The organism is Vibrio sp. OPT46 (assembly GCF_015163535.1).
In the GTDB taxonomy this organism is placed as follows: Bacteria; Pseudomonadota; Gammaproteobacteria; order Enterobacterales; family Vibrionaceae; genus Vibrio; species Vibrio alginolyticus.
In genome coordinates, this window is sequence record NZ_JADDYG010000092.1 from 37,204 (window position 1) to 48,083 (window position 10,880).

At 44.8% G+C, this 10,880-nt stretch carries 8 protein-coding genes and 1 pseudogene; 7 read left to right on the plus strand and 2 right to left on the minus strand.

Annotated elements, in window-relative coordinates:
- The 7 genes and pseudogenes from IQR33_RS03560 to tssG all read left to right on the plus strand — a co-directional run.
- Window positions 1-625: pseudogene (locus IQR33_RS03560) on the plus strand (protein kinase family protein); the annotation flags it as partial.
- A complete protein-coding gene (gene tssA, locus IQR33_RS03565) occupies window positions 612-2,186 on the plus strand; it encodes a type VI secretion system protein TssA (RefSeq protein ID WP_017633757.1) in 1,575 nt (524 codons plus the stop codon). The pseudogene IQR33_RS03560 and the gene tssA, both read left to right, overlap by 14 nt.
- A gap of 26 nt (window positions 2,187-2,212) precedes the next feature.
- The gene (gene tssB, locus IQR33_RS03570) at window positions 2,213-2,719 is read left to right on the plus strand and encodes a type VI secretion system contractile sheath small subunit (protein WP_005373381.1); all 507 of its coding nucleotides are present in this window, start codon (window positions 2,213-2,215) and stop codon (window positions 2,717-2,719) included.
- Window positions 2,720-2,727: 8 nt separating this feature from the next.
- On the plus strand, window positions 2,728-4,203 hold the full coding sequence (gene tssC, locus IQR33_RS03575; protein WP_005373378.1) for a type VI secretion system contractile sheath large subunit: 1,476 nt from the start codon (window positions 2,728-2,730) through the stop codon (window positions 4,201-4,203).
- Between the two features lie 61 nt (window positions 4,204-4,264).
- Window positions 4,265-4,675, plus strand: coding sequence for a type VI secretion system baseplate subunit TssE (gene tssE, locus IQR33_RS03580; RefSeq protein WP_033906409.1), 411 nt, complete (start codon window positions 4,265-4,267; stop codon window positions 4,673-4,675).
- 10 nt (window positions 4,676-4,685) lie between these two features.
- Window positions 4,686-6,434 carry a type VI secretion system baseplate subunit TssF gene (gene tssF / locus IQR33_RS03585; RefSeq protein ID WP_064376649.1) on the plus strand — a complete coding sequence of 583 codons (1,749 nt, stop codon included), beginning with the start codon at window positions 4,686-4,688 and terminating at the stop codon, window positions 6,432-6,434.
- Window positions 6,431-7,429: a type VI secretion system baseplate subunit TssG gene (gene tssG / locus IQR33_RS03590; RefSeq protein WP_042523537.1), complete on the plus strand. Its 999-nt coding sequence runs from the start codon at window positions 6,431-6,433 to the stop codon at window positions 7,427-7,429. Before tssF ends, tssG begins: the two co-directional genes overlap by 4 nt.
- Window positions 7,430-7,483: 54 nt before the next feature.
- On the opposite strand, the gene IQR33_RS03595 is transcribed toward tssG, so the two are convergent.
- Both IQR33_RS03595 and tssM read right to left on the minus strand, forming a co-directional pair.
- Window positions 7,484-7,936, minus strand: coding sequence for an Lrp/AsnC family transcriptional regulator (locus IQR33_RS03595; protein ID WP_005373369.1), 453 nt, complete (start codon window positions 7,934-7,936; stop codon window positions 7,484-7,486).
- A 31-nt stretch (window positions 7,937-7,967) separates the two neighbouring features.
- Window positions 7,968-10,880 (minus strand): type VI secretion system membrane subunit TssM (tssM, locus tag IQR33_RS03600; RefSeq protein WP_193843528.1); only part of this gene is annotated, 2,913 nt, incomplete at its 5' end.

Consider the following 10,880-nt stretch of genomic DNA (forward strand, 5'->3'; position numbering starts at 1 on the left):
TCTGTTTCCATATGCGGATGAGGCGTTGACTAAAGTGATGTCTGGGTTAAATGTCGCGTCTATCGATTCCATGAAAGTATCTGCCATAGCTGGCAGTCGAGATAAGCAGATTGCTCGCTTAATTTTAGATGGTGAAGCTAAGCTCGCAGAAAATGAAATGAAAGAGGCATGGTTGTTAAACCAGTCACAAGCCTATTTTTACAACCAAATCTTACCAAAGGCTGTGATGGAAAATATTAATGACTCCATCGATAAACATGCAGAGGCGCACTTTTACACCAAAGCAATTGAAGAAGCCGAATTAGCCAAAGCCTACTTCGGTAATACGCCAGAACTAGACAAAAAAATAAAGGATTTAATCGTCGCAAGAAGCGAATTTATTTTGTTTAGCACCGTGATGGAGCAATCCGTTTACGACAAACAAAAGCTACATGAATCCCTTGCCGATTTAGAACGGAATGCACCAAGTAAATTTACAGAAATCACGAAAATTCTAGATAGCATGGCGTCGGATGCGATAGAGCAGAGCCATCGATTATCTAAGCCAGCAAATGGCGCAATTGCGGTAGCGCGTGCGTTGAGAGATTACTTGACTGAAGGAGACGTGAATTTTGTCCAACATTGATATCGATCGTCTGCTTAATCCTATTTCTGATGAATCTCCAGTGGGAAACGATGCCCGTTACGAGTTTTGCTATGAAATGATGGAGTCCGAAGTGAAGAAATTCGGTTCCTTGTTTGGCGAAACAGTAGATTGGAGCGTGGTAAAAACGCACGCGACTGAAGTTCTAGAGCACCACAGTAAAGACTTAAAAGCCATTTGTTACCTCGTTCGCGCGCTAACAGAAGAGTTTGGTCTGCAAGGCTTTGAACAAGGGTTGAAGCTGCTTAGTGAGGCGTTAAATCGCTTTGGCGTTGAACTGTATCCTTCGCGAAAGCGGGGTCGAGATGGCGCGGTCGAATGGTTGAACCATCAGTTTAAACTGGTCAGCAGCAAGTTAGCGGAAAGCGCTCAGTCATGGGATTTGGTATCAAACTGCATTTCGACTATTGAAGAAGTGCAGCGTCAGTACGACGAGGTTTATCAAGACTCAGAAGCGGATTTCTTTGAGATTCGCACTCAACTCAATGTTTTATCTCAACAAGCGGCGGCTGATGAGCAGAGCGATGAAGCAGTCGTTAACGTCGAACAAGCGGCGCCTGCACCAGCTACGCAGCCTGCTGCCGCAGAAACGCCAGCGCAGAGTGAAGTGCAAACCGCACCGGTGAAGGCGGTTCCGCCGGCCCCTAAACCTGCGCCAGTTAAGAAAGCGGTGGCAAAAGAAGTGGATGTCGATACGGACTTCTCTTCGCCGACGGCTTCTAAGCGCACCTTGAAGAAGGTTGCGGAAGTCATGCTTCATGCGAACCCAAGTGATCCGCTGGCTTACCGGATTTATCGTCATCTGACTTGGGATGACATTGATGGTCTACCCGACCACCAAAATAATCAAACGCCTTTGAGCTTGGCAGTGTCGTCCGATCAACAAGCGGAATACCGAGATAAAGCTGACCAAGAAAGCGACATCGACACCATTAAGCGTTTGGAGCGCACATTAACGGATGCGCCGTTTTGGCTGACGGGCCATTACTTCGTGTATTCGATGCTTAATAACTTGGGCTTTGATGATGCAGCGTTTGCTGTGAAACAAGAAGTGACGCGTTTTGTTGAATCGCTAGAGGGCATCGAGCACCTCTCATTTAAGAATTCTATACCATTTGCAGATGAAGCGACCTTGAGCTGGTTATCGACTCAAGATACTACTTCTTCGACTTCTCAACCCGTTGTTCAAACGGTTGTGATTTCGCAGGAAGACTCGCTGCCAATGGAGGATATCACTCTAGAAAATCTAGGGGAATGTGCCGCAGAGCTTGCCCGTAAACTTGAGCTGGATAGCTCGGGACGTGGGCAGTTCATGCTGTATTTACAATTGATAGCAGCTTACCAGTCTGTTGGATTATACCCGTTGTGTTTGCCGTATCTTGAGAAGGGGTGGGAAGTACAAAAAGCGTTTAATCTCGCGAGCTGGGAACCCCACTTATCGTCACAGTTAGAAGACCTAATTCGAAAAACACTCCATCGGTTATTTGGAAGCAAGGATCTTCTACCTGAGAAGTATGAAGAGTGGAAAGCAATTTACGACTAATTAAAGAGTTAGATAAGGAACGAATTATGTCACGTGACGGCTCGGTGGCTCCTAAAGAGCGAATTAATATCCGTTATGTTCCAGCAACTGGCGATACGCAAGAAGACGTAGAGCTGCCGCTAAGCATGATGGTAGTTGGCGACTTTACTGCGCGTGCAGATGAGACACCAATTGAAGAACGTACTCCAATTAACATCGACAAAGACAACTTTAACGAAGTGCTAGAGGGCATGTCTCCAAACGTTAAAGTCAACGTTGAAAACCGTCTTTCTGATGAAGAAGGCGGCCAGATTGGTGTTGATCTGACCTTCCAAAACATGAAGGACTTCTCTCCTGAAGCGATCGCGAAAAGTGTACCTGAACTAAACAGCCTACTTGAGCTTCGCGAAGCCTTGGTTGCACTTAAAGGTCCTCTAGGAAACGTGCCTGCGTTCCGTAAGAAGATCGCATCGGTTCTTCAAGATGAAGAAGCGAGAAAGAAACTGTTGGATGAACTAAGCATTGGCAACGACCAAGACGCGAAAGAAGAGTAAGGGATATCATGTCTGCAGAAGCACAAGCGCCAGAACAAGAAGCAGCCTTAGTTGAATCAGGCTCACTTCTGGATAGCATTCTTAACGAAACACGTTTAAAGCCAAGTGATGAAGGTTTTGACGTTGCAAAACGCGGCGTAGAAGCATTCATCAGTGAGCTACTAAGCAGTTCGAACACAGAGAAAGTCGACCAATCTCTGGTTGATCTGATGATCTCTGAAATCGACCAAAAATTGTCTAAGCAAGTTGATGCAATTCTTCACAACGAAGAAGTTCAAGCGATTGAATCAACGTGGCGTGGCCTTAAGTACCTGGTTGATCACACTGACTTCCGCGAGAACATTCAAATTGAACTGATCTCTGCGAAGAAAGACGAAGTTCTTGATGACTTCGAAGACGCTCCAGAGGTGGTGAAGTCTGGCCTGTACAAGCAAATCTACACACGTGAATACGGCCAGTTCGGTGGTAAACCTGTTGGCGCCGTCATTTGTGATTACGCTATGTCAGCTTCGTCGCCTGATATCAAATTGATGGAATACATGGCTAACGTAGGTGCAATGTCTCACGCACCATTCATCACGTCGGCATCGGCTAAATTCTTTGGTCTAGACAGCTACGAAGAGCTGCCAAACCTAAAAGATCTGAAGTCTGTATTCGAAGGTCCACAGTACGCGAAATGGCGTGGTCTGCGTGAGCACGAAGATGCGCGCTACCTAGGTCTATGTACGTCTCGCTTTATGCTACGTACACCTTACTCTGTTGAAGATAACCCAATCAAGGCGTTTGACTACGATGAGCAAGTAACAGACAGCCATGATAACTACCTATGGGGCAACTCAGCGTACGCGATGGCGTCTAAGATCAGTGAATCATTTGCTAAGTACCGTTGGTGTCCGAATATTATTGGTCCTCAAAGCGGTGGTACTGTACAAGATCTACCGGTTTACAACTTTGAAGCTATGGGTCAAATCGAGACTAAGATCCCAACCGAGATCCTGGTTTCTGACCGTCGTGAGTATGAGCTAGCAGAAGAAGGTTTCATTGCGCTAACCATGCGTAAAGGTTCTGACAATGCGGCGTTCTTCTCTGCAAACTCTGTTCAAAAACCAAAAGTGTTTGCGAACACGCCGGAAGGCAAACAAGCCGAGATGAACTACAAGCTAGGTACTCAGCTTCCTTACATGTTCATTATCAACCGTTTAGCGCACTACATAAAAGTGCTACAGCGTGAGCAAATTGGTTCTTGGAAAGAGCGTTCTGACCTAGAAATCGAACTGAACAAGTGGATTCGTCAATACGTTTCTGACCAAGAGAACCCGCCAGCGGAAGTTCGTGGTCGCCGTCCGCTTCGTGCTGCGAAGGTTGAAGTATCAGACGTAGAAGGCGATCCAGGCTGGTACAAAGTATCGATGTCTGTACGTCCTCACTTCAAGTACATGGGCGCAAGCTTCGACTTGTCTCTAGTTGGTAAGCTAGACCAATAACCCATTACTGAAACCATCAAGCAGCCAGTGAAGACTGGCTGCTTTTTTCGTAGGACCGCATATGGAAAAAGGTTACCGTCTTTTAGAGCGGATCGAGCTAGGAGAACCAAAAAACTGCTACGAGAAAGTGGTGTCTCATAAGCATTTGATTGAATCCATTCACTCGCATCTCGCTGACTTGTTGAATACGCACTCCGGCAACGCAATGATCGACAATGAGTATGGTCTGCCAGATTTTAACGACGTACTTTCTAACAACACAAACCTCGTTCGCCATATTCAAAAAAACATCACGTCAACCATAGAACGCTTTGAGCCCCGACTGTTTAATGTCGAGGTTCATTACCGTGAAGACCACCATAATCCATTACAACTCGGCTTTGGTATTCGCGGCGAAGTTTCCCATAACGGCGGTAAAGTCCCAATGTCGATCGATGTCTACATGGGAACCGACGGCCAATTTAACGTTTAGTAGGTGCCACTTGAGTAACAGTAAATACTTTCAAGATGAACTCACGTATTTACGCGAGTCGGGTAGTGAGTTTGCCAAATATCATCCGAAGTTAACTCACTTTCTCTCTGAAGGAACTTTTGATCCAGATGTCGAACGACTGCTGGAAGGTTTTGCTTTTTTGACCGGACGCATCCGCGAAAAGATTGACGATGAACTTCCTGAGCTAACGCAATCTCTGATGACTTTGCTGTGGCCACATTACATGCGTTCGATCCCGTCTTTGTGCATTAGCGAACTAAAACCGCATACCGGAAGTGTTACTGAGAAAACCGTGGTGAAACGTGGTGCGGAAATGGCCAGCGAGCAGGTAGAAGGCACGCAGTGTTTGTTCCGTACTTGTTATGACGTCAATCTATACCCAATTACGATTACTAACATTGAACAAACTAACAGCCGCACCAGTTCGATGATTGATGTGACGTTATCGACGGAGCATGGCCTGGAACTGTCTCGGATCGGCTTAGACACGCTGCGATTGCATCTGCATGGTGAGATTCATATTACTCGCACCGTCTTCTTATGGATGTTCCGTTATCTAGATTACGTCGAGCTGGATGTTGGTGGCGGCTACAAACATCGTTTAGGGCCAGAATACGTTAAGCCAGCCGGGCATGAAGAGGACGAGGCGCTGTTGCCTTACAGCAAAAATTCCTTTGCAGGCTACCGTTTGCTGCAAGAATTCTTCTCTTTGCCAGATAAGTTCATGTTCTTCGACATCAAGGGCTTAGAGTGGCTAAAAGGCATTCCGCAACGCAGCACGGTCAAAATCAAATTCCACTTTAAGCGTGCTTTGCCTTCAGAAGTGGTACTTAAAGATAAACACTTAAGGTTGCACTGCACACCTGCGGTTAACTTGTTTGAAAAAGACGGCGATCCAATCCGCTTAGAGCATCGACGAAACGAGTACAAGGTGCGTCCACAAAGTAACACTCAGGAGCATTACGAGGTTTATTCCATTGAGCAAGTGGAGAGCTGGAGTAAAGACGAGCGTCGCCGAAAACCACTGATTGAATTTGAATCGTTTGAGCACCAAATCAACCAGCGTGATAAGCGAGAATTCTACAAATCCAAAGTGGGCGAGCGAGTAAGCGGAAGAGGGTTAGAGCGCTATATCTCATTCCATACTCACAATGGCGACATCGCGGATTTAGGGACTGAAACAGTATTGATGAAACTGCAATGCAGTAACGCAGACTTAGCGGAGCGCCTGTCAGTAGGAGACATCACTTACGCGACGCACAAATCGCCAACGTATGCGACGTTTAAAAACATTACTAAGCCAACACAGTCAGTAAGTCCTCAGGTTAATGGTGAACTTCAATGGCAGTTGATTGCCAACATGTCGCTCAACTACTTGTCTTTGGCCAATATCGATGTGTTGAAAGTGTTGCTCTCGACTTACGACTTCCACTCTCGAGTCGATAGACAAGCCCACCGCGCGTCGATTCATCGACTTGATGGCATTATTTCTTCAGAGATGAAACCAATCGATCGCGTATTTCGTGGTGTATCTGTGCGTGGTAACCAATTCAAGCTCGTGACGGACTCTAAGTTCTTCGTAAATGAAGGCGATATGTTCCTTATGGCCACGGTATTGAATGAATTTATCCGTTTGTATTCGAGTGTGAACTCCTTTACCGAACTAGAGGTGTTCGATGAAGCGACGGGCGAGGTTTACAACTGGGCAAGCCTAATCGGGCAGCAGACGATACTATGATTAACACACTTTCTGATAAGTCGAATGAGTTTAGTTTCTACCAAGCGGTGTTGCTGTTAGAGAAACACTACCAGTTGGAGCCAAACTCAAATTTTGTTGCCGTGGGCGAGAACAAATACTTCCATCAAGAGCGAATTGAGTTCAGCGTGTCGCCAAACCTGTGCTTTCCAAAGAGTGATATGGATTTTATTACTCATATGGAAAGAAACGGAAAGCAATATTCACGTATTGAGACGAACTTTCTTGGCTTGCATGGTTCAAGCTCGCCCCTGCCAGCGTCTTACACTGAGAAACTCGTCGGTCGTGATCCCGATGATAACCCAGTGAAGGATTTCTTCGACTTTTTCCACAACCGCTATACAAGCTTACTGTATCGTGTTTGGAAGAAATACCGATATCACGTGCAGTACAAAAGCGGGGCAAGCGATGCGTTTTCTGGGCGCATACTGCATTTGGCTGGTCTCTCTAGCGTTATGCAAGATTGTGAAGTCGCGGAGTTAGATCGAGCGAAAGTTCTGTCTTACGTGAACCAGTTATCTACGCGTACACGTTCACCTAAGCTTATTTCCGGTATTGTTTCGCACTACTTTTCACTGCCGAATGTGCGAATCGAAGAATGGGTTTATAGACGCGTAGAAATCGCTGAAAGCCAGCGTAACAAACTCAATCGTTCCAATTGTGTATTGGGGCAAAGCTTACACTTGGGACAAAGCATTGCGGATTTGAACGGCAAGTTTAACTTGTGTATCGACAACATTGATTTTGAAACGTTTAAGCAGTTTTCCTACGATGGTGAGTTACATAAGACGCTGGTGGGCTTGATGCGCTTTATTCTGCGTGACCCAATGTCGTGGGACCTAAAGTTGACAGTTAACCTCGACAGTATTCCAGAAAACAAACTGGGTAATGGAGAAGGGAACCAACTAGGTCAAACGTTCTGGCTTGGTAACCCAGGTGATAAAGACGCCAAAATTCGACTTATCGGAAGCATATAAGAAAGCCGCTCAACGAGCGGCCCTTTATGTTTTCCTCAAAGAGGTCAGAAAAGCTTAACGACTGATCGGCTGATGCAGTACAACGGTAGTATCAAGCCTTTGAATGCCGTTAAATGATTCAATTTCATTACAAAGATGATGAATAGACTGCAGGTCGGGCGCTTCAATTAGGGCAATAATATCAAAGTTGCCACCAACAACGCTCGTTAAGCGAACCTCAGGGATTTCTTTAAGTGCATTCGTTACATCATTCTTCTTACCCTTTTCACAAGAGATCAGTAGATAACTAGCGGCTTTTCGCCCTTCATTTTCTACACGAATCTGTGCGGTATAGCCTTTGATAATACCGGTCTTTTCTAAACGATTAATTCTTTCTGCTACTGCTGTTCGAGACAAACCAATGTTTCGGGATAGATTTGCAATCGACTCTCGCCCATTCGACAATAGACTTGAAAGTATTTTTCGATCTAATTTATCTAAACCTTGTAAAGTCATGTTTGAAATCATGTGTTCTGCCTATTTTGTTTTTATATTGTTATTAAATCGACTCAGGGAGCGTAAAGTTATACAGCTCAGCAAGAGTGAATGGGTTTTTCTGTGTCAACGGAGTGATGCGTAAGCTCAAGTCCCTCCCTGACACTTTTATGTCACTGACAAAGCTGCCGTTATGAGTGTTTGTCAAGGTCGAGTCACCTAGCAATCTGTATATCGCCCATTGACCACTCTTATTTAAAACGTGCTGTCTGCCTTCATCGGTTACATCCTGGAGTGTGATACTAATATTGAAGTCACCATTTTGCGGTGGCCATGCCATTTCACGAATGCGGCTTGGACCGTGGTAGTAACTTATATTGGTATCTGCAATTTTTAAGCTCGCTCTAATCGCACTAGAATCAAGATCGAGTACTCTTGCACTAAACGGAATATGAACGCGGTTAGTGCTTTTATTAATTAATGTGTCTCGAATAACGTTATAGTTACGCAGTTGCACTAACAGAGCCGGAGAGATTGGCATCGTCTCGCCATCCACCTGTTTTGGCGTCCACAAATTGGTATCGTAGAACGGTGCAAAATTTTTCTGAATAAATGTGTCTAACAAGCCACCTGAAGCAAACAGTAATTCAAAATCTTCAATTGAGATTTCCTCGGTCGCTGTTAGATCAAATGGGTATCGTCCTAGCCCTATCTCTTTAAACTTGGTGTAAATCTCGCTGTACCATTGGGTTTGAATGCCTTTAGCGGACTCTTTAATCATGACTGACCAGCTTTGTTGAACCACATCTAACAACCAGCTACGAACGGGTTCCGGTGATTTTTGGGCAATCTGTTTAAGTTTTATTAATGGGTCAGCTTCACTGCTGTTCATTCGATGCTGAGCTGCCGCTAGCGCCGCCATTTGCGGGTCAGGTGCATCAGCAATGTCTTTCATATACGTGCGAACACGGCTTAGCGCTGTTACGGTCTCATCCCAAGGAGTAGGGGAGTTTGGTGTTTCACTGACCTGAAGTTGGTTTAATAAGTGAAAAGCTTGTTCAACACGTTTCATCAACAAGTAATCAGGCTTAACTACTTCCTCTACTGCGTCTGATGCGGAGTCTGCCGCTGCCACGAGTTTCGGGTCTAGCTTTGAAATCAGAGCATTTTTTTCACCAACGGGTGAAAATTGTGTGTTGGCATAGACCTGCTTCAGTACGGTTGTCATTGGTGAAGAAGGGCCCGAGATTAAGTCTATCGCGTTCGTTAGATCGCCGACATTGTCATAGTTCTGGACTTTTAGTTCACTCAGCGCATTGCGCCAATTACTGATGTAGTCGTCAGTATATTTTTTACGTACTTCCTCTTTGAAGGCTTCTTGTTCTTCACTAGTAGGAATAACGTGTTGTGACAGACCTAAAACCCAGTTGTCACTGATGACTTGTTGTGACATTAGGTCCACGCGTGGTCGATAAAAAGTGCTAAAACCAGTGGAGGTATAGATCTTATCTACGATCAAGCGTTCGCTATCGATTGGTGTGTTGAACACATTGCTAAACTCAAAACCCACAGCTCGTTGCAGATCTAGGGTTCCTAAATCAATCGAATTTGCTTCGTTTAAAATGCCTGCATAAACGAGATCAACATTCGAATTTGCTAGCAATGAGCGACGTGTTGCGCGAACAAGATCCATATTGATATCAATTGGATCAAACTGTGTGCGAAAGTAAGCGTCCAAATAGCGCATCGCCTGATTGACGACGTCATTTTGGTTGCTCAAGTCGTTCATCATTTGGAGAGTTTGATGACGCAAAAAACGGATATCACGCTTTGTTGGATCGTTTAGCATTAGATACCCCTTCAATAGAGGTAAAGCGCGTGTAAAAGTGTTTTGATTTTGTGTCAGTTGTAGACGGTAACCTTTCTCAATGAGAGGTATCAACTGTTGAGCAACGTCCTTAAGTAATGCTTCGTAAGCGATGCGAGTGCTTTGATCCAAACGGCTAATGTTGAGTGGTAATATCTCTTCATCCAAAGCCTTAGAACCTTTAAGCCACGCCCCATAAGAAGGCTCTATTGCTTTCGTCGCCTTCGCTAAAAGCTCATCGAATCTTGCATCTTGCTCCACTTGTGATTTGTCATCGATACTCAAGAGTTGATTCATCACATGTAAGTTACTGTCTAATGTCGTGAAAAAGAAGTAACTGCCCCCAGTAAGCAGGATAATAGAGCCGAGTATTGCCAAACGGCTTTGTCTCTGAATTAGACGAAGATACGTCTTGTTTTCGCCCGCAAAGTCGCTTTCCGGCAATATTTGTGAATCAATCAGAAAGCGAGAGAAATAAGGCGTTTCTGTTAACTGAGTATGCTCTGACGCGATAATAGGTAAGTTGAAGTAATTACTACAACTTTTTGCAAGTAAATTGTACTTGCGACCGCCTTGCAGACTCGAACTAAAGAAAATCTCACGGATGTCTAGTGAATAGACACCGTTGTTAACATCACATAGACGCTCAAGCACATAGCTGACTTCAGACTGACATAGCTCAAACTGCTTAGGGAAAGCGAGTATTGCTTGTTTCTCATCAATGTCCGTTGAATTAGCGGATGCATCTAGCGCATTACTTTCAAGCACTCTCACTAGATTTCGATAGCTATCGCGGTAGTACTCTGCAAATACACCCTTGGCTTCTTTTAGTGGGATAGAGAGGAACTCAACACGTGTCTTGAGAGAGCTAAAGTGCATGTATTCTTTAAAGCCATCTAACTTGTCTAGCTTTGACATAATCAAATAGATTGGCAATGCTGAAGACGTTTTAGAGTTGATGGTACTCAAGCGCGCCAATAACGACGAAATGGTGTACTCTTTTTGCTCTGGCTCAGAGACGATCATGAACTCGAAATCGGTGAAGAATAGACACCCAGAAAATGGCTTTCGAGGTCGATGATGAATAACTTCTTCAATGAACGTATTCCA